Below are 18,266 nucleotides of genomic sequence, written 5' to 3'. Positions count from 1 at the left end.
GCTTTCGGTTTGCGTCACCCCTCCACCAGCACCGAGGTCTTGGCGAATCGGGTGACGTCGATCAGGCCCTTGTCGGAGATGCGCAGCTCCGGGATGACCACCAGCGCCAGCAGCGAGTGCTGCATATAGGCGTTGTTGAGCGTGCAGCCGCAGGCGCGCATCGCCTCGACCAGCCGGCCCGCCTTCCCGGCCACGATCTCGGCCCGCTCGTCCGACATCAGCCCGGCCACGGGCAGTTCGACCAAAGCGAGTTCGCGGCCCTCGCTGATCATCACGATGCCGCCGCCGACCTCTCCGAGCCGATTGGCGGCCAGCGCCATGTCGCTTTTGTTGGTGCCCACCACGATCATGTGATGGCTGTCATGCGCCACGGTGGAGGCCATGGCGCAGTCCCTGGTGTAGCCGAAGCCGGACACGAAGGCGTTGACCACCTCGCCCGTGGCGCGGTGGCGCTCGACCAGGGCGATCTGGCAGACATCATTGGCCCTGTCCATGCCGACGATGCCGTCCTTGACCGGCAGCGTCCTTTCCAGCGCCTTGGTGGGCGCCTGGTTCTCGACCACGCCGATCACCCGGGCCGTGACCTCGGAGGTGCCGGGCGCGGCGATGTCGAAATCCCGGGCCTCCAGGCGCTTGCCGAGCCGCACCGTATTGCAGGCGCTATCCGGATAGGCGTAGCGCGGGATTTCCGCCGTCAGCGCTCCCTGCTCGGCCAGCAATTCGCCGCGGGCGAACACCATCTCGACCGGCAGCGCCGCGAGATCGGAACTGATGATGAGGTCGGCGCGACGGCCCGGTGCGATCGAACCGAGCTCGCGTTCGAGACCGAAATGCTGCGCGGTGTTGAGCGTCGCCATCTGGATGGCGGTGACGGGCTTCAGGCCCTGGGCGATGGCGTGGCGCACCACCCGGTTCATGTGGCCGTCATTGACCAGCGTGCCGGAATGGCTGTCGTCGGTGCACAGGATGAAGTTGCGCGGGTCGAGGCCGCGCTCGGTGATGGCCTTGACCTGCGCGGCGACGTCGTACCAGGCCGAGCCGAGGCGCAGCATGGCGCGCATGCCCTGGCGCACCCGGGCGATGGCGTCGTCCACGGTGGTGCCCTCGTGATCGTCGGCCGGGCCGCCAGCCGCATAGGCATGGAAGGCGCGGCCGAGATCGGGGGAGGCATAGTGGCCGCCCACGGTGAGGCGGGCCGCCTGGGTCGCTGCGATCTCCGCCAGCATCTTGGCATCGTTCGAGGCGACGCCAGGGAAATTCATCATCTCGCCGAGGCCGATGATGTTGGGCCAGGACAGGGCCTGCTTGACGTCATCGGCGCTGAGTTCGGCACCGGCGCGCTCCAGCCCGGGCGCGCTCGGTACGCAGCTCGGCACTTGCACCAGGATGTTGATCGGCAAGCTTTGCGCCTCGTCGTTCATCAGCTTGACGCCGGGCAGGCCCAGCACATTGGCGATCTCGTGTGGATCGATGAACATGGTGGTGGTGCCGTGCGGGATGACGGCGCGCGCGAACTCGGTCACCGTGACCAGGCCGCTCTCGACATGCATGTGCCCGTCGCACAGGCCTGGTACGAGATAGCGGCCGGCGGCGTCGACGACCCTGGTCTCAGGCCCGATGGCGTGGCCGGCATCCGGCCCGACATAGGCAAAGCGCCCAGCCGAAATAGCGACATCGGTTTCCGGTACGATCTCGCCGGAATAGACGTTCACCCAGCGCCCGTTGCGGATGACCAGATCGGCCGGCGTGCGGCCCATGGCGACGTCGACCAGCCGGGGCGCGATTTCAGACCAGGGCTTCAGCATGTCCTGCTGTCCTTTCAGTTCGAAGAAGAGACGGGCGGGCATCGAGGCACCCGCCCGCGCGGATCGTCAGGCCTGCACCTGCAAGACCAGCATGGCCGCGAGCACCGCCACGAACCACATCACCGGCCTCACTTCGCCCGGCTTGCCGGCGAGAAGCTTGAGCAGGACATAGGCGATGACCGCGAGCGACAGGCCGAGCGTGATCGAGAAGGTGAGGGGGATCAGCACGATGGCGAGGAAGGCCGGGATGGCGTCCTCCATGCTCGACCATTGGATGCGGCCCATCGGTTCGGACATGAACAGGCCGGTGAGGATCAGCACCGGCGCCGTGGCGATTGCCGGCACCAGCGAAAGCAGCGGCGACAGGAACAGGAAGGGCAGGAAGAGCAGGCCCGAGACCAGCGCGACCAGGCCCGTACGGCCGCCCTGGGCGATGCCGGCGCCCGATTCCAGATAGACCGTGGCCGGGCTGGTGCCGAGCGGCGCCGAGATCAGGGCGGCGACCGCGTCGACATGCATCGACTGCTTGACGTTGCGCGGCATGCCGTTCTCGTCCTTGAGGTCGGCGGCTTCGGCCAGGCCGAGGAAGGTCGACAGCGCCTCGACGAAATTCGTGAACAGGAACACGAAGATGAAGGGCGCATAGGCAAATTGCAGGGCACCGAGAAGATCGATCTTGCCGACGAAGCTGAAATCGGGGGCGGCGGTCAGCCCGCTCCAGTTGACCAGCGTGTGCAGGTCCGGCGTGCCGGCATTGAAGGCGGCGCCATCGCCCCACCAGCGCCCGATCGGGATGGCGAGAAGGGTGGTGATGATCATGCCGAGCATCATGGCGCCGGGCAGGCGGCGCACCACCAGCGCCACCGTGACGATGAAACCGGCGATGAAGGTGAGCGTCACCGGCGAGAAATGGGTGAGCCCGACGATGGTGTCGGCATTCGAGACGATGAACTTGGCGTTGACCAGGCCGATCAGGGCGATGAACAGGCCGATGCCGCAGGCGATGCCATAGCGCAAGTCGGCCGGTATCGCCTCGATCACCGCCGTGCGCAGGTCGAGGATCGCCATGATGGTGAAGAGCACGCCAGCCCACAACACGCAGCCGAGCGCGATCTCCAGCGGCACCTTGGCGCCGAGCACCATCGTATAGGTAAAGAGCGCGTTGATGCCCATGCCGGGCGCCACCAGGATCGGGCTGCGGGCATAGAGGCCCATGGCGCAGCTGCCGATGAAGCTGACCAGCACGGTGGCGGTGACGCCGGCCGAGAACGGAATGCCGGCCGGCAGCAGGATCGCGGGATTGACGACGATGACGTAGGAAGCCGCCAGGAAGGTCGTCAGCCCGGCCAGGATCTCGGTGCGAACCGTCGATCCGAAGTGCGATATCCGGAAATAGCGGTCGAGCGCGGCGGCGAGCCAGGATTGGCCCTGGCCCGCTCCCCTTGCCTCGACATCGGTTTGATAGCCCATTTCTCTTCCCCTCAGGATTATTGTCGTTATGGAGCTGGGCAGGGGCCGTCTATGCCGCTGCCCCGATGTCGTTGCCCGTCGCTTGGATCATTGGTGAGATCACCTTCAAATTCACGCAATCGACCACGCCGAGATCGGTGATCGCGTAATCGGGAATCGCCGTGATCTGCAGCACGAACATGTACATGAACGGCCAGGGCAGGTCGCAGCCCAGGCTCCGCACCGCGTCGTCGAGCCGCAATTCCTTCTCGGCCATTGCCTGAGGCTCGATATCCGCCACGATGCCGCCGATCGGCAGATGCAGGAATTCGAGCACCTTGCCGTCGCGCACCACCACCTGGCCGCCCTGGTTGGCGATGAGATGGTTGATGGCAACGGCCATGTCTTCTGGATTGGTGCCGATGCAGATGATGTTGTTGTCGTCGGGCGCGGTGGAGCTGGCCATGGCGCCGGCCTTCAGGCCGAAGCCCGAAGTGAAGGCAACGGGGCGGTTGCGCGTCTTGCCGTAGCGCTCGACCACGGTGATGTACTGCACGTCCTGGCCGATATCGGCTTGCACACGCCCGTCCCTCACCGGCAGCGTCACGTCGCGCCGCGTGCGCACGAAGATCTTCTCGGGCGTGACCGCGATCGCCAGCACGTCGGCACTGTCGCCGGCGCCGGTGATGGGCACCACGATCTCCTCGGGCTTGACCGGTTCGAGCTTGATCGAGTGCAGCAGCGCCTCGCTACGCGGCGGCGGCGCGAGATCGACGGCCATCCTGCCGTCGCGTGCCGCCAGGGCGCCCTTGGCGATCACCGCTTCGATCTTGAAGTCGCGCAAATCGTTGACCAGCAGGATGTCGGCGGCCCGCCCCGGCGAGATCGAGCCGACCTTGTCGTCGATCCTCAGGGCATCGGCGCCATTGATCGTTGCCATCTGGATCGCCGCCATCGGCGAGATGCCCATGGCGATCGCCATGCGCACCATGTTGTCGAGATGGCCGCGCGCCAGGATGTCGCTGGCGACGACGTCGTCGGTGCAGAAGCTGATGCGGCGCAGGGCCTTCACGCCCATTTCGGTGACGATGCGCAGATTGTCGGAGAGGAAATGCGAGATCGAGGATTCGCGCACCACCACATGCATGCCGGCGCGCAGCTTCTCCAGCATCTCCTCGGGCGTATAGCTCTCATGGTCGGCGCGCACGCGGGCCTGCTGATAAGCGTCGAGCCGGGCGCCGCGCGTCATCGGGCAGCAGCCGAGCAAAGGCAGGCGGCTGGCCTCGGCGATCTCGATCGCCTTGAGCACGTCGGCATCCTCTTCCTGGATGAATTCGCGCACCGTCTCCCAGATGCCGACGCATTCGGGCCAGTGATGGGTGGCGAGGTGGTCCTGCGGGCCGAAATAATGCCCGACGGTGGAGCGGGGCATGGTGTAGGGCGTCTTGCAGGGCGCGCCCCAGAACACTTTCAGCGGCGTCTGGCGCGCCTCGTCGAGGAATTCGCGGGCGGCGGCGGGGCCGCCCACCACGATGATCTGGTCGAGGCCGGTGACGATCGAGGTGGTGCCGAGCGGCACGACGGCCTTGGCGAAGCTGGTGATCGAGAGCTTGGAGCATTCGACATGCAGATGGCCGTCGATCATGCCCGGGCAGAGATATTTGCCGCTGGCATCGACGATCTCGGTCTCGGAGCCGATATGATCGGCGATGTCGCCGACGGCGATGATGCGGTCGCCGAGAATGGCGATGTCGGCCTTGTAGATCTCCTCCGACACCACATTGACCAGCCGGCCGCCGCGAACCGCCAGGCTCGCCTTGGCGCCGTGGCCCGACGCGGCGCGAATGAATTCCCGTATATCCGTCACTGAAACCTCCCTGGATTGGGGGGAGTATTTCGGCAGAGCATCGTTTACACAACTGGCCGAATTAGGCTATCCGATGAACTGATCGTCCAATTCTTTGAACGAAATTGAGGCTGGCATGGATCTTTCCATCATCGATTGCTTCGTGAAAGTCGCGGATGCCCGCTCGATCTCCGCCGCCGCCCGGCTGCATCGCCTACCCAAATCGACGCTCAGCCATCGCATCCGCCAGCTCGAGGACGAGTTCGGCGTCGAGCTCTTCGTGCGCGAGGGCCATCACCTGCATGTCACCGATGCCGGCTCCGAATTGCTGCGCCATGCCCGCCGCATCCAGGCGAGCTGCGAGGATGCGGCGACGGCCATGGCCGAGATGCGCCACGAGGTGGCCGGCACGCTGCGGGTCGGCTCCACCGGCGAGTTCGGCACCACCATCACCTCCGAACTGCTGTTCGCCTTCCGCCAGAACTATCCGCAGGTGGTGCTCGACGTGATGTTCCTCACCTCGCGCCAGCCCTTCTCGGATGTTACCGAACTCGCCCTCGACGGCATCTTTCATTGGGGTGAGCCGTCCGAGATCGACTATGTCAGCCGCCGCCTGGCGACGGCCTCCTACGGGCTCTATGCCAGCCCCGATTATCTCGAGCGCCACGGCCTGCCTGCAACGACCGAGGATCTCGCCCGCCATCGCGGCCTGATCTTCCGCCAGCCCACCCGCCCGCAATCCTGGTACCTTGCCGACGCGCAAGGCGCGGAGACCGACATCCTGCCGCCGGTGAGCTGCATGACCAACGACTACTGGACCCTCAAATATTTCGCGGTGGCCGGCGAGGGCATTGCCTATCTGCCCGGCTTCTTCGTCGAAACCGAATGCGAGCACGGCCTGCTCGCGCCTGTCCTGCCGCACTGGCGTTCGCCGGAGACGGCGATCAACCTGATCTATTCCCGGCGCCGGCACGTCTCGCGCCGCTTCCGGGCCTTCGCCGACTTCTGCGCCGATTTCTATCGCGACCGGGAAAAGGGGCGGGTACCCCGCTATTATGTCGAGCGCGTTGGGTGACGATGGGCCGATATCCTCGTGATGGGGTATATAAGAGAATTCGAACATCTGCCTCTAGTCACGAGGCTAGATTGCCTCGATCTCGATAGTGCGCAGGCAGTTTGCCGCATCGAATGGAGGCGTCGAAGCGGGGATGGCAACTCGATCACAAGCAGCCTACCCGGGTATATGGCTGACAATTTGGAGCTGGGCTGGTGTTTTTTAAGCGAAAAAAATCTGCTGCCTCTGATGGTCCTGCGACTGAAGAACAGATTGCGGGCATTTTCGACCAGATCATGGCACTCGGCCCGGGCGATCTCTCCACTCTTGAGGGCGTCAGCCGCGATGTCGGAAACGCAATACTGACGCTGGAAGATTCTCCGAATGGTCGTTTATGGTCGGCGATGACGGCGCTTGGCTGGGCGGCTCCGGAGGCTTTCGAAATACCTGATGAGGGACTACCACGACTGCCGGTTAAGAGCTTCAAATTGCTACCTGCAGGTAAAGAGCCGGTTTCGCAGCTTTTGGAAAAGTGCTTTGCCGAACATGCTGCCCGACCACGGAACCCACTGCATGAGCAGATCGATATGTGTAACGACTTCATAGCTCGGTTGCGAGAGCATGTAATTATCCACGGGGGTGGAATGCAGGAGTTTGTCGGGCATATTGCGTTCGTTGCTGCAAAAACTGTCCATACGTTTGCAAATGAAGAAAATAAGAATGATGTCCTTAGGAAGATGTTCGATATTTCAGGAATTTATTTGTCAAAAATGCGTGAAGCCGAGGATAATAAAACATAATACTTTTGAATCGATTCCATATATGTTTGGGATGTGACATTTAGTCGTTTTTCAAATACGTGCGGATCTTCGTCGGTTTTTTGCCCTAGTTTCTACTGCTATCGGGAAAAGAGAGTGTTCCCCGCTATTATGTCGAGCGCGTCGGCTGACGACGGGCCGATCAACTCTTTGAAAAGACAGGAAAATGCTGTAAGAGCCTCAGGCGCTCTGCGGCCCGATGCCCTCCTGATGGGCGTTGCGAGCGCAAAAGAGCAACGAAAGCAGCATGTTGGACAGAGACTTTTCCATCGCCCCGATGATGGACTGGACGGATCGTCATTGCCGGTTCTTCCATCGCATTCTCTCGGCGGAGGCCTTGCTTTATACCGAGATGGTGACCACTGGTGCCGTGATCCATGGCGACCGGCAGCGTCTGCTCGGGTTCTCCGGCGAGGAACATCCCATTGCCGTGCAGCTTGGCGGCTCCAACCCGAAGGACCTGGCCATCTCGGCCCGCATCTGCGCCGATTTCGGCTATGACGAGATCAATCTCAATGTCGGCTGTCCGTCCGACCGCGTACAGGAGGGACGGTTCGGGGCCTGCCTGATGGCGGAGCCGGAACTGGTGGGCGAGTGCGTCGCCGCCATGAAGGCCGCGGTCGACCTGCCCGTCACCGTCAAATGCCGCATCGGCATCGACGAGCAGGATCCCGAGGTCGCTCTCGATCGCATCACCGTGGCCGTCCGGGCTGCCGACGTCGACGCTTTGATCGTGCATGCGCGCAAGGCCTGGCTGAAGGGGCTGAGCCCCAAGGAAAACCGCGACGTGCCGCCGCTCGACTATGGCCGCGTCTACCGGCTGAAGGAAGCCAATCGCGATCTCAACATCTCCATCAATGGCGGCATCAAGGCCGTCGAGGAATGGAGTGCGCATCGGGCCCGTCTCGATGGCGTGATGGTCGGGCGCGAGGCCTATCAGAACCCCGAGATCCTGCTCGCCGTCGACCCGACCTTGTTCGGCGTGGCTGCGCCGGTCGCCGACGGGTTCGAGGCGATCGAGGCGATGGCGCCCTATATCGAGGCGCAGCTGGCTGAGGGCGTGCGGTTGAGCTCGATCACCCGCCACATGATCGGCCTCTTCCCGGGCCGGCCGGGCGCGCGGCTCTACCGGCGCCATCTCGCCACCGAGGCGGTCAAGCCCGGCGCCGGGCTCGAGGTGCTGTTCGAGGCGGCTGCCCATGTCCGCCGTGCCATCGAGGCCAAGGCGGCCTGATCCGGCCGATCGCGTACCGCTCCCGCCAAAGTGAATCGCCTCGTCCCGCCCGAGCGCTATGCTGCGTCATCGGGGACGCTGTTGCGTCGCGGGGGCGCGGAGTTTGCATCATGACGAAACCCTATCGGCTTGCCGGCCTGCTGGCGCTCGCCTTCATCCTCCCGGCCCAGGCGCAGGAGGCGCCGCGCAAGATCTTCCGCGGCACGATCGAGGCGCTGGACGGCAAGGGGCTCAGCCTCAAGACCTCGGACGGCCAGAGCGTTGCGATCCATCTCACACCTGACTGGAAGGCCCGACTGGTCGCGCCCATCAGCGTCGAAGCCATCCATGCCGGCAGCTTCATCGGCACGGCGCAGATCCCCCAGGCGGACGGCTCGGGCAAATCGCTGGAGGTCCATGTCTTCCCGCCAGGCGTCAAGAGCGGCGAGGGCGAGCGGGACTGGGATTCCAAGCCAGGCGCGCGCATGACCAATGGCACGGTGGGGGGCGAGGTCGTCTCGACCGCGGCGGGACGGGAGGTCACGCTCACCTTTCCCGGCGGCAGCCGCAAGATCGTGATCCCGCCTGAGGTCCCCATCGTGCAGTTCAATGCGGCCGAGCGGACGATCATCAAGCCGGGGATCGCGGTGTTCGTCGTGGCCCAGCCCGACGGCAAGGACTGGCGAACCAACAGCGTGGCCACGGGCCAGAACGGTGCGCCGCCGCCGATGTGACGACAGTAGGAGCGCGGACATCTCAGCGACATGAAGACATGTCGCGATGTCCGCTCTTCTTGCCAACCGACAATGTCTCCACAAGAGCGGACAAGATGTCCGCGCTCCGGGAGGAGCCGCTAGACCTCGATCACCATGCCGTCCTCGGCAAGGTCGAACAGGCTGCGGTCGACCTTGTCGCGATAGGCCAGCATGGTCGGGCCCATATGGGTGAGCACCACGCGTTTGGCGTTGAAGTCGCCGCGGCGGGCGAGCAGGCGATTATAGTCGAGATGGGGCGGCGTCTCCTCGATGGCGAAGCATTCGAGGAAGAGCAGGTCGGCGCCGTCGGCGATCTCGGGCAGGACCTCGGTCCATTCGGTGTCGCCGGAATGCACGAAGACCTTGCCGCCGCCTTCCAGCCGCACCGCCGTGGCCGGCGCGCCGCAGGGATGGACCACCTCGACGGTACGGATGGTGAAGCCCTGGGCTTCGCGCTGCGTCCCCGGTGCCATTTCCTCTACGCTCCAGGCAAAGCTCCAGGGCGTCTCCATGGTGGCGCCGGCGAACAGTGCCTCGATGGTGGTGGAGAGGCGCTCGATCGTGCCGGGAGGGCCGATGATGCGCAGCGAACGAGTGCGCTTGCGCACCCATTGGGCATCGAGCAGCAGGAAGGGGATGCCGCCGAAATGATCGCCATGCAGGTGAGTCAGCATGATCAGGTCGATCTGGTCGGGATCGATGCCCATGGCGCCGAGCGCCGTCATCGTCGTCGCACCGCAATCCAGCAGGCAGACGGTACGGCCCTCCTGCGGATCCTCGATCTCGACCAAACTGGCGGTGTTGAACCGTCCTCCCGATCCGAAGGCATCGCCACAGCCGACCACCGTCACGCGCATGGCAGGGCCTCCTGCCGCCGGGGCGCCGCGAATTGGAGGGAGCGGAAAAGGATCTGCCTCATGCCGAAGTCTGTTCTATTTCGATAACAAGCCTCGCAGGATCGGCGAGGCTTCAACCGGATGATGTGCGTCAAGTCACCCACCGGTATGAACCGAAAAGTCCCGGAACTTCAACTCAAAGAAAGCAGGCAAAACCGGCGAGAATGAGCCAGGAGCCGCCGGCTCACGAAATGCCAAAACTGTCTGTGCGAAAACGCACAAAGCGAACGGGGGTGAAGCATCGCAAGCACCTGAGATCCTGCGGCTTCCGCCCGATCGAGCTTCGCGATTCGATCGGGAAAGCTGCCTGGTTCAGAACTTGCGGGCGGTCGGTTCGACCACGATGCGAAACGGGCCGAGATCGCTGTTGCCGCGCGCATCGACATGGCCCTTGACAGTGGAGCCAAAGCCGCTCTGCTGGCCGAGGCCGCTCTGCTTCCTGAACCCGTAATCGGCCCTGAATTCGCCGCCGACCCTGATGCACATGCCGGTATCGGCCGAATAAGCGAACCCTTCGCCATATTGGCTGCAGCGGGGATCCGTTTTCTCGCCGGCAAAGCCAGGCGCCGTAAAGGCAAGCACGGCGATGGCAGCACTGATCGTCCTGAACATGAATAGGCTCCTAAAGCGCCCTGCGATCGGGTGGATCATCCGGAAATCGTAAAGACGCGTCGAAACAAAAGTTAGAGCAAAGCAGGCATTTTTGCCGAAACATACCCGACTCTGGCAGCGAGTCAGGCCTAGCGCCCGATCGTGACCACTTCGCGGCAAAGCTTTCGCGGTTCGAACACGAGATATAACGGTTTGTTACATCCAGTCGTCGCGACGCCCCGTTTGTACCAACGAGCGCAGCTCAAGCCTTGTCGGTGACGCCCGCCTGCGCGAACGTCGCCATGCCGGTATGGCAGGCAAGAGCCGCCTTGATGAGGGATATCGCCAGGGCCGCGCCGGATGCTTCGCCGAGTCGCATGTTGAGATCAAGCAGCGGCTTCTTGCCGAGGCGAACCAGTACATCGCCATGAGCCCCCTCGGCAGAGACATGTCCGGCGACGCAATGGTCCAGCAAGGTAGGATCCATGGCGTGGAGAATGGCCGCGGCGGCGCAGACGACATAACCGTCCAGCACCACGGGCACGCGCTGGCTGCGGGCCGCCAGGATGGCGCCGGCCATCGCCGCGATTTCGCGGCCGCCCAGGCGCCGAAGCACTTCAAGCGAATCCTTGAGATGGCTGCGGTGGAATTCGACCGCGGCCGAGACGGCTGCGATCTTGCGAGCCAGGCCGGCATCGTCGACACCCGTGCCGCGACCGACCCAATGGGCAGCCTCCCCACCATAGAGGGCATGATAGATGGCGGCGGCGATGGTGGTGTTGCCGATGCCCATCTCCCCCAGGGCCAGCAGGTCGATGCCGCCGGAGACCGCCTCCATGCCGAAGGCCATGGTGGCCGCACAGGCCTTTTCGTCGAGCGCCGCCTCGCAGGTGATGTCGCCGGTGGGGATGTCGAGGGCGAGGTCGAAAACCTTGAGGCCGATGTCGAAGGTCGAGCAGATCTGGTTGATCGCGGCGCCCCCGGCGGCGAAATTCTCCAGCATCTGGCGCGTGACTTCCTGCGGATAGGGCGAAACACCGCGGGCGACCACGCCGTGATTGCCGGCAAAGATCGCCACCAGCGGGCGCGAGACGGTGGGAGACGCCGTGGCCTGGACAGCGGCGAGCCATTCGACGATGGTCTCCAGCCGGCCGAGGCTGCCCGGCGGCTTGGTCAATTGACCGTCGCGCTGCTTCACCCCCGCCACGGCGTTGGCGTCGAGGGCGGGCATGCTGCGGGCGAGCTCGCGGATGTCGTCGAAGGGCAGGGCGGTGCCGGCAAAAGCCATTGGGATGTTTCCAATGTGGGAGAGATGATTTGCGGCGCTTATAGACCGATGACCGCGCGGCGGAAAGGTCGCGTGACGACGGTTGATGCCCCGGTCTCGACACGGGGGAGCAGGCAGGAGCAGGGGCGAGCGAGCCCGTCGCACCGTTGATTTGATGGGGGCCAGCATGGCATGCAGGTTGTCGCCATGATGCATTCATCCTTTCTCGCCAGCGTTCCGCAGGCTTTGCGCTTCTGGTCGCGCCTGCCGGTGCCCGTCCTGTCCTTCGAGGTCGATCCGCATGGCCGGCCCGACATGGAAAGGCTGGCGCCGGTGACACCGCTGGCGGGCACCGTGCTTGGTCTCGCGGCGGCCGTCGTGCTGGTCCTCACCCATCTTGTCGGTCTGCCAGCGACGGTTGCCGCGATTTTCGCGATAGCCGCCGTGGCGGTGATGACCGGTGCCATGCATGAGGACGGGCTTGCCGATGTCGCCGATGGTTTCGGCGGTGGCGGCACGCTCGAGCGCAAGCTGGAGATCATGCGTGATTCGCGCATCGGTGCGTATGGAGCGACCGCGCTGATGCTGGCTCTCGCCGCCCGGGTGTCGCTGCTCGCCGCGTTGCTGACGGCGATCGGCGATGTCTGGCGTACTGGCCTGGTTCTGGCCGCTGCCGTCGCCACTTCCCGCATCCTGGGGCTGCTGCCGCTGGTTCTGCTGGGACCAGCCCGTCTGGATGGTGCCGGTGCCTCGGCAGGCCGGTTGACCGGCCATGCCTGGCGTTCCGGCGCCATCCCTGCCATGGTCGTAACTGCCTTGCTGGCCTGGGCCGGAACCGGCCATTTCATGTCGGTTCTCGCACCCCTGGCGGGGCTTGCGGCGGCCTACGCTGTCACGCGGCTGGCTGAACGGCAGATTGGCGGGCAGACCGGCGATGTCTGCGGTGCTGCCGTGATGCTTGCCGAAATGGCAATCCTGGCAGGCGCTCTGGCGCCTCTGGGCTGGCATGTCTAAATTATTGATACCTCGCTAGCCGGATTGTGAACGCCATGCAGATCACCTCCACACCTTGCGTCGCCATTTGCCGCATCGATGCGGCGAGCGGCTTCTGCATCGGTTGCGGACGCACCAGCCTGGAAATCGGCCGCTGGGTGGAGATGAGCGAGGAGGATCGCTTGGTGCTGATGGCGAGATTGCCGGATCGCTTTGCGCAAACGCCGGCCTTGCAAGCCGCCCGCGATGCTTTCGACGCCATGATGGCGGCGCGGCGGCGGACCGGGCGGCGCAATCGCGTATGAATGCCACATTTGAATGGCTGAACTCCCAGTGGGCGGTTGCACCAAATCGCCGGGCACTTCGGGGAAGCATCGAGGAGATGGCATGATTCGGATCGGCGCTCTCATCTTGGCTGCAGCTTTCGCCGCCTTCACCGGCGGCTCGGCCTCGGCAAGGGAGTGGAAATCGATCCGCATCGCCACCGAGGGCGGCTATCCGCCCTTCAACCAGCTCGATGCCAAGGATCAGCCCATCGGCTTCGATGTCGATATCGCCAGGGCGCTCTGCCGGAAAATGGATGCGACCTGCAGTTTCGAAGTCCTCGATTGGGATGCCCTGATTCCGTCCTTGAACGCCGGCAAGGTCGACGCCATCGTCTCCTCCATGTCGATCACCCCTGAGCGGCGACGCCAGGTCGCCTTCACCAACCGCTATTACGACCGGCCGACGAGCTTCGTGGCGCGCAAGGACAGCAAGATCGCCACCTGGGATGCGGCGGGACTGAAGGACAGGGTGGTCGGCGTCGTGGCCAATACGGTGCAGGCTTCCTTCCTGCAGGCGGAGATCCAGGCAGGAGGGGCCCAGATCAAGCTTTATGGCAGCCAAAGCGAGGCCAATGCCGATCTTGTGACCGGGCGCCTCGATGCCGTGCTTGCCGACAAGCTGATGCTGGCCGACTGGCTGGGCAAGCCCGAAAGCACCTGCTGTGAACTGAAGGCCGATGTCGACCTGGCGAAATATGCCAGGTTCTTCGGGGAGGGCGAGGGGATCGCCCTGCGCAAGAGCGATGTGGATCTTGCTGAAAAGCTCAACAAGGCGATTGTCGATATCGTTGCTGATGGTACCTACAAGACGATCAACGACAAATATTTCCCCTTCTCGATCTATTGAGCCCTGCAGCTGCTCAAGCGTTTTGCGATTTGGTGGAAGCCCCAGAGTCGCAAAGACGCCTTAGCCGATCCTTTGAATTGGCTTGGGAACACGGAGCCGGAGCAAATAAGCGTTCACGCTTGAACGCGCTTTGCTCTAGAAGCGCTGGGATAAAGGAGTTCTTGCGATGAAAGTGGCGTTTCTCGGTCTCGGCGTGATGGGCTTTCCGATGGCGGGCCATCTGACCGTAAAGGGTGGCCATCAGGTTACCGTCTACAATCGTACGCCCGCCAAGGCGCAGGCCTGGGTAGAGAAATACGGCAACGCCGCTGCGCCGACCCCGGCCGAGGCAGCCAAGGATGCCGACATCATCTTTGCCTGCGTGGGCAATGACGATGATTTGCGCTCGGTGACGACTGGGCCGCAAGGCGCCTTTTCCGGCATGAAGAAGGGCGCCATCTTCGTCGACCACACCACCGCTTCCGCCGAGGTCGCGCGCGAACTGTATGAAGCGGCCGGCAAGCTCGGCCTCGGCTTCATCGACGCCCCGGTTTCCGGCGGGCAGGCCGGCGCCGAGAACGGTGCGCTCGGGGTGATGTGCGGCGGCGATGCCGATGTCTACGCCCGGGCCGAACCGGTGATTGCCCACTATGCCAAAGCTTGCCAGCTCATGGGACCTTCGGGTGCCGGGCAGCTGACCAAGATGGTCAATCAGATCTGCATCGCCGGGCTGGTGCAGGGCCTGTCCGAGGGCGTCCATTTCGCCAACAAGGCTGGGCTCGACCTCGAGAAGGTGATCGGCGTAATCTCGAAGGGGGCCGCGCAATCCTGGCAGATGGAGAACCGTTGGAAGCCGATGCAGGAAGGCAAGTTCGATTTCGGTTTCGCCGTCGACTGGATGCGCAAGGATCTGGGCATCTGCCTCGATACGGCCCGGGCGAACGGTGCCCAATTGCCGGTGACGGCCCTGGTCGACCAGTTCTATGCCGAGGTCCAGGCCATGGGCGGCCGGCGCTGGGATACTTGCAGCCTCGTCGCCCGGCTCGAAAAGCCGCGCAGCTGAATCAGGCGATGATGGGAAAGCCGCACCTATGAAGACCCTCGAGGATATGGGCTCGCCGCCGGGTTTCGATGGCGAGCCGGACTACAATGCCGAGACCGACGAGGAAGAGCGCAAGCTGTATGAAAGCCTGATGCTGGCAACGGCATCGGGGTTTGACGAGGCCGTCGCGGCCCTTACCGCTTTCCTCCAGCGCCATATCGGCGCCGAGCTGGAGACGACGACCGAGGATGTCGCCGGCGTACGCAGCTGGGTGGGGCGATGCCAGACTGCGAGCCAGTCGGTGGATGCGCAGCTGACCGATTTCGGGGACTATCGCGGCGGTTATCTGCGCCTCGTCTCCGATTTGGAAGGCATGCAATCCTGAGTGAGGGGGCGGGGCCTGACAGGGATCCTGACTGCCGAGGATTGTTCGTCCGTCGGCATTTTGCTAAAGGCCTCGTTTCATCCGTTTGACAGGAGCCGGACATGAAGGGCCTCAAATCGTCGGACCGCTAGGCCGCAACGACATGTCGATGTTGTTGCGGCGTTCTGTCCGATCCCGTCCGGTTTTGCACTGAAGAGGCAGACCGCCGCCGAATGTTTTCATTTGAGCGGATGTTTTGTCATGCCTGCCAAAAACCCCGTCTGGGGTCATTGCCTGCCGTCGGCCCTGCTGCTGATGGCCCCCTTCGATATCCTCGCTTCCCTGGCCATGGATATCTATCTGCCCATCGTGCCCATCATGCCGGCAGCGCTGGGTACCAGCGCGTCGGTGGTCCAGCTGACCCTCAGCCTCTATATGGTGATGCTCGGGGTGGGACAGATCATCTTCGGGCCCTTGTCCGACCGTGTCGGCCGCCGGCCGATCCTGATCGGCGGTGCAGTCGTGTTCCTCTTCGCTTCTCTGGGACTTGCAGCCAGTTCGAACGCCGTCATCTTCCTGGCCCTGCGCTTCCTGCAGGCAGCCGGCGCTTCCGCCTGCCTGGTGGCGACCTTCGCCACGGTGCGGGATGTCTATGCCGAACGTCCCGAGGGCGCCATCATCTACAGCCTGTTCAGCGCCATGCTGGCATTCGTGCCGGCCCTGGGACCGGTCGCGGGGGCACTCATCGCCGATCATTTTGGCTGGCGGGCGATCTTCGTCACGCTTGGGCTGCTGATGACGGGCGCCCTCGTCCATGCAGCATGGCGCTGGCCCGAGACCCGGCAAACGCCACAGGAACTCGCCCGGCGCCCTGCCATCACGGTTCTCGGCAGTTATGCGTTCTGGACCTATACGGCAGGCTTCGGCACGGCGATGGGGAGCTTCTTCGTCTTCTTCTCCACCGCGCCACGGGTGCTGATCGACAGGGCCGGCTATTCGCCCCTGGCCTTCAGCCTTGCCTTCGCCACGGCCGCCCTGGCGATGATGGTCGCAACGCGCTTCGTGCCCGGCCGTGTCGAGCGCTGGGGGCGCCTGGGTTGTCTGAGACGAGCGATGGTGACGATCCTGGCCGGCGCCGGCCTGCTCGCGGCGGGCGAGATCATGGGGGCGCCGTCCTGGTGGAGCTTCCTCGCGCCGATGTGGGTGATCGCCGTCGGCATTGTCCTCGTCGGCGGTATCGCCGCCAATGGCGCGCTCGAAGGCTTCGATGACATCGCCGGCGCCGCGGTTGCGCTGTATTTCTGCGTGCAGAGCCTGATGGTCGGCATTGGCGGAACCCTGGTCGTCCTGGTTCTGCCGGGGGATACCGCCTGGCCGCTGGTCGCCTATGCCGCCGGCATGGCGAGCCTGGTTCTCCTTCTTGCCGGAGCAAAACGTGGAGGGCTCGTGGAGGCAGATGCCTGAAATCCCTCTGCGGGCTGGAGCATTTTGCTCCGGCCCGTCTTGTTCCCGTCACAAAGGCTCCCTATATAGCCTTTCAAGGGTGATCCGGCGGACGCGTCGGGTGCTCGATCGAAAGGCAGCCCTACCACGGATGTACTGGGGGGCGGGCCGATTGAAATGAAAGGGCCGGTGTTTCGCCTTCGGGTTTGATCCTGGTCTTTGTCGCAAGGCAACCCCGCTAGCAATGGCGGGGTTTCGTTTTTCTGGCGTATGTCGAGCGCTTCCCGGGCGCCGGGCGCTCACTCCTTGCGGATGAGGAAGAACCAGGCGAGATAGCCGCCGACCGCCAGGGCAATCAGCAGCATCACCGTCTGTTTGGTATCGGCGCTCAGGGCTGCGTCGCGCTGCGCCTGGGCATAGCGGCTCGCCATTTCGGGATTGCTACTGACATAGATGGCGGCGATGCCGAGTATGGCGGCCAGCACCAGCCAGATCCAGCGTGAACGAAACAAATCAGATCCTCAACTTAGCCTGGTTGCATTCTCGGCCGGAATGCTGACGATTTCACGTTAAGAAAGTGCAATTCTAGAGCATCGCGCCGAAAAGTGGACGCCGGTTTTCGGCAAAGGCGAGGCGACAACAATAACCTACAGCGTCGAACTCGATTCCGAAATCGAGTCCGACGCTGTAGAGCAAAGTGCGTTCATGCGTGAACTTCTTTGCTCAAATTCCTTGTTTCGACACGCCTTCGTGCTCCACCGAAACGCAGAACGCCTCGTCAGCGACCCTGGAACAGCGGCGCCCGCTTGGCCAGGAAGGCCGCGACGCCTTCGGCAAAATCATGCGAGGCGCCGGCCTTGCGTTGCAACGCGGCTTCCAGGGCCAGTTGGGCATCGAGATCGTTGTCGGCGCTGGCCAGCACCGCCTCGCGGATCATGCGGAAAGCCAGGGCCGGGCCCAGGGCGAGCTTGGCAGCAAAGGCCGCGACGTCGTCGCGGAAGCTGACATCCTCATAGAGCTTGTAGACGAGGCCCATGCGCAGGGCCTCCTCCGCCGGCACCGGTTCGGCCGTCAGCATGAGGGCGAGAGCCCGCTTGGGACCGATCAGGCGCGGCAGCAGCCAGGTGCCGCCGGCATCGGGGATGAGGGCGATCTTGGCGAAGGCTTCCTGCAGGGTCGCCGATCGCGACGCCAGCACGATGTCGCAGGCCAGGGCGATGTTCATGGACGCGCCGACAGCCGGCCCGTTGAGGGCTGCGATGGTCGGCTTGGGAGAGGTGACGATCTGCTTGATCAGAGGATTGTAGTCCCGTTCCAGGGCAGGGCCGAGATCGATGCCGCCGCGGCTGTCGCGCGGCAGGTCCTCGGTGAGGTCCTGGCCCGAGGAAAAGGCGCGCCCTTCGCCGGTGAGCACGATCACCTTGACGTCGTCATCGGTGATTGCCGCTGAAAGGGCCGTGCGGAGTTCGGCGTGGAGGCTCGCCGTGAAGGCATTGAGCTTTGCCGGCCGGTTCAGCGTCAGGGTGCGTACCGAGCCCGCATTCTCCACCACCAGCTCGCTCATGCCGTACTCCCTGT

General features: G+C 64.0%; 18 protein-coding genes. 10 read left to right on the top strand and 8 right to left on the bottom strand.

From position 1 onward, the window contains the following. Nucleotides 1-14 precede the first annotated feature (14 nt). From ade to ABXS05_RS11300, 3 genes are all read right to left on the bottom strand, one after another. Entirely contained in the window at nucleotides 15-1,805 is a 1,791-nt protein-coding gene (ade, locus tag ABXS05_RS11310; protein ID WP_367624309.1) for an adenine deaminase, read from the bottom strand. 66 nt (nucleotides 1,806-1,871) lie between these two features. Next, entirely contained in the window at nucleotides 1,872-3,275 is a 1,404-nt protein-coding gene (locus ABXS05_RS11305) for an NCS2 family permease (RefSeq protein WP_367623977.1), read from the bottom strand. A 49-nt stretch (nucleotides 3,276-3,324) separates the two neighbouring features. After that, entirely contained in the window at nucleotides 3,325-5,121 is a 1,797-nt protein-coding gene (locus ABXS05_RS11300; protein WP_367623976.1) for an adenine deaminase, read from the bottom strand. Nucleotides 5,122-5,236: 115 nt separating this feature from the next. On the opposite strand from ABXS05_RS11300, the gene ABXS05_RS11295 reads away from it, so the two are divergent. The 4 genes from ABXS05_RS11295 to ABXS05_RS11280 all read left to right on the top strand — a co-directional run bounded on the left by ABXS05_RS11295 (nucleotide 5,237) and on the right by ABXS05_RS11280 (nucleotide 8,919). Further along, on the top strand, nucleotides 5,237-6,175 hold the full coding sequence (locus ABXS05_RS11295) for a LysR family transcriptional regulator (protein WP_367623975.1): 939 nt from the start codon (nucleotides 5,237-5,239) through the stop codon (nucleotides 6,173-6,175). 194 nt (nucleotides 6,176-6,369) lie between these two features. After that, nucleotides 6,370-6,954, top strand: coding sequence for a hypothetical protein (locus ABXS05_RS11290; RefSeq protein WP_367623974.1), 585 nt, complete (start codon nucleotides 6,370-6,372; stop codon nucleotides 6,952-6,954). 235 nt (nucleotides 6,955-7,189) lie between these two features. Further along, the gene (dusA, locus tag ABXS05_RS11285) at nucleotides 7,190-8,206 is read left to right on the top strand and encodes a tRNA dihydrouridine(20/20a) synthase DusA (RefSeq protein ID WP_367623973.1); all 1,017 of its coding nucleotides are present in this window, start codon (nucleotides 7,190-7,192) and stop codon (nucleotides 8,204-8,206) included. 110 nt (nucleotides 8,207-8,316) lie between these two features. Continuing rightward, on the top strand, nucleotides 8,317-8,919 hold the full coding sequence (locus ABXS05_RS11280) for a hypothetical protein (protein WP_367623972.1): 603 nt from the start codon (nucleotides 8,317-8,319) through the stop codon (nucleotides 8,917-8,919). Between the two features lie 119 nt (nucleotides 8,920-9,038). Here the strand turns inward: ABXS05_RS11280 and ABXS05_RS11275 are convergent, their stop codons facing one another. From ABXS05_RS11275 to cobT, 3 genes are all read right to left on the bottom strand, one after another. Continuing rightward, on the bottom strand, nucleotides 9,039-9,797 hold the full coding sequence (locus tag ABXS05_RS11275; RefSeq protein ID WP_367623971.1) for an MBL fold metallo-hydrolase: 759 nt from the start codon (nucleotides 9,795-9,797) through the stop codon (nucleotides 9,039-9,041). A gap of 351 nt (nucleotides 9,798-10,148) precedes the next feature. Then, complete coding sequence (locus ABXS05_RS11270) at nucleotides 10,149-10,448, bottom strand: porin (RefSeq protein ID WP_068286944.1); 300 nt, start codon at nucleotides 10,446-10,448, stop codon at nucleotides 10,149-10,151. A 241-nt stretch (nucleotides 10,449-10,689) separates the two neighbouring features. Next, nucleotides 10,690-11,715: a nicotinate-nucleotide--dimethylbenzimidazole phosphoribosyltransferase gene (cobT, locus tag ABXS05_RS11265; protein WP_367623970.1), complete on the bottom strand. Its 1,026-nt coding sequence runs from the start codon at nucleotides 11,713-11,715 to the stop codon at nucleotides 10,690-10,692. A gap of 186 nt (nucleotides 11,716-11,901) precedes the next feature. Here cobT and cobS point away from each other — a divergent pair, with 186 nt between their 5' ends. The 6 genes from cobS (at nucleotide 11,902) to cml (ending at nucleotide 16,709) form a co-directional block, all read left to right on the top strand. Further along, nucleotides 11,902-12,708: an adenosylcobinamide-GDP ribazoletransferase gene (cobS, locus tag ABXS05_RS11260; RefSeq protein WP_367623969.1), complete on the top strand. Its 807-nt coding sequence runs from the start codon at nucleotides 11,902-11,904 to the stop codon at nucleotides 12,706-12,708. Nucleotides 12,709-12,743: 35 nt separating this feature from the next. Beyond that, on the top strand, nucleotides 12,744-12,992 hold the full coding sequence (locus tag ABXS05_RS11255) for a DUF1289 domain-containing protein (RefSeq protein WP_311933260.1): 249 nt from the start codon (nucleotides 12,744-12,746) through the stop codon (nucleotides 12,990-12,992). An 82-nt stretch (nucleotides 12,993-13,074) separates the two neighbouring features. Then, nucleotides 13,075-13,860 (top strand): transporter substrate-binding domain-containing protein, encoded by a 786-nt coding sequence (locus ABXS05_RS11250; RefSeq protein ID WP_367623968.1) that lies wholly within the window; start codon nucleotides 13,075-13,077, stop codon nucleotides 13,858-13,860. 166 nt (nucleotides 13,861-14,026) lie between these two features. Continuing rightward, on the top strand, nucleotides 14,027-14,902 hold the full coding sequence (locus ABXS05_RS11245) for an NAD(P)-dependent oxidoreductase (RefSeq protein ID WP_367623967.1): 876 nt from the start codon (nucleotides 14,027-14,029) through the stop codon (nucleotides 14,900-14,902). Nucleotides 14,903-14,930: 28 nt separating this feature from the next. Next, nucleotides 14,931-15,266, top strand: coding sequence for a hypothetical protein (locus tag ABXS05_RS11240; RefSeq protein WP_367623966.1), 336 nt, complete (start codon nucleotides 14,931-14,933; stop codon nucleotides 15,264-15,266). 240 nt (nucleotides 15,267-15,506) lie between these two features. Then, complete coding sequence (gene cml / locus ABXS05_RS11235) at nucleotides 15,507-16,709, top strand: CmlA/FloR family chloramphenicol efflux MFS transporter (protein WP_367623965.1); 1,203 nt, start codon at nucleotides 15,507-15,509, stop codon at nucleotides 16,707-16,709. A 278-nt stretch (nucleotides 16,710-16,987) separates the two neighbouring features. Here the strand turns inward: cml and ABXS05_RS11230 are convergent, their stop codons facing one another. Together ABXS05_RS11230 and ABXS05_RS11225 are read right to left on the bottom strand one after the other, a co-directional pair. Beyond that, nucleotides 16,988-17,200: a hypothetical protein gene (locus ABXS05_RS11230; protein WP_311933254.1), complete on the bottom strand. Its 213-nt coding sequence runs from the start codon at nucleotides 17,198-17,200 to the stop codon at nucleotides 16,988-16,990. A gap of 266 nt (nucleotides 17,201-17,466) precedes the next feature. Further along, nucleotides 17,467-18,252 carry an enoyl-CoA hydratase-related protein gene (locus tag ABXS05_RS11225; protein WP_367623964.1) on the bottom strand — a complete coding sequence of 262 codons (786 nt, stop codon included), beginning with the start codon at nucleotides 18,250-18,252 and terminating at the stop codon, nucleotides 17,467-17,469. Between the last annotated feature and the right edge of the window lie 14 nt (nucleotides 18,253-18,266).

The organism is Labrys neptuniae (assembly GCF_040797145.1).
In the GTDB taxonomy this organism is placed as follows: Bacteria; Pseudomonadota; Alphaproteobacteria; order Rhizobiales; family Labraceae; genus Labrys; species Labrys neptuniae.
This window is presented reverse-complemented; position numbering and strand designations above follow the sequence as displayed.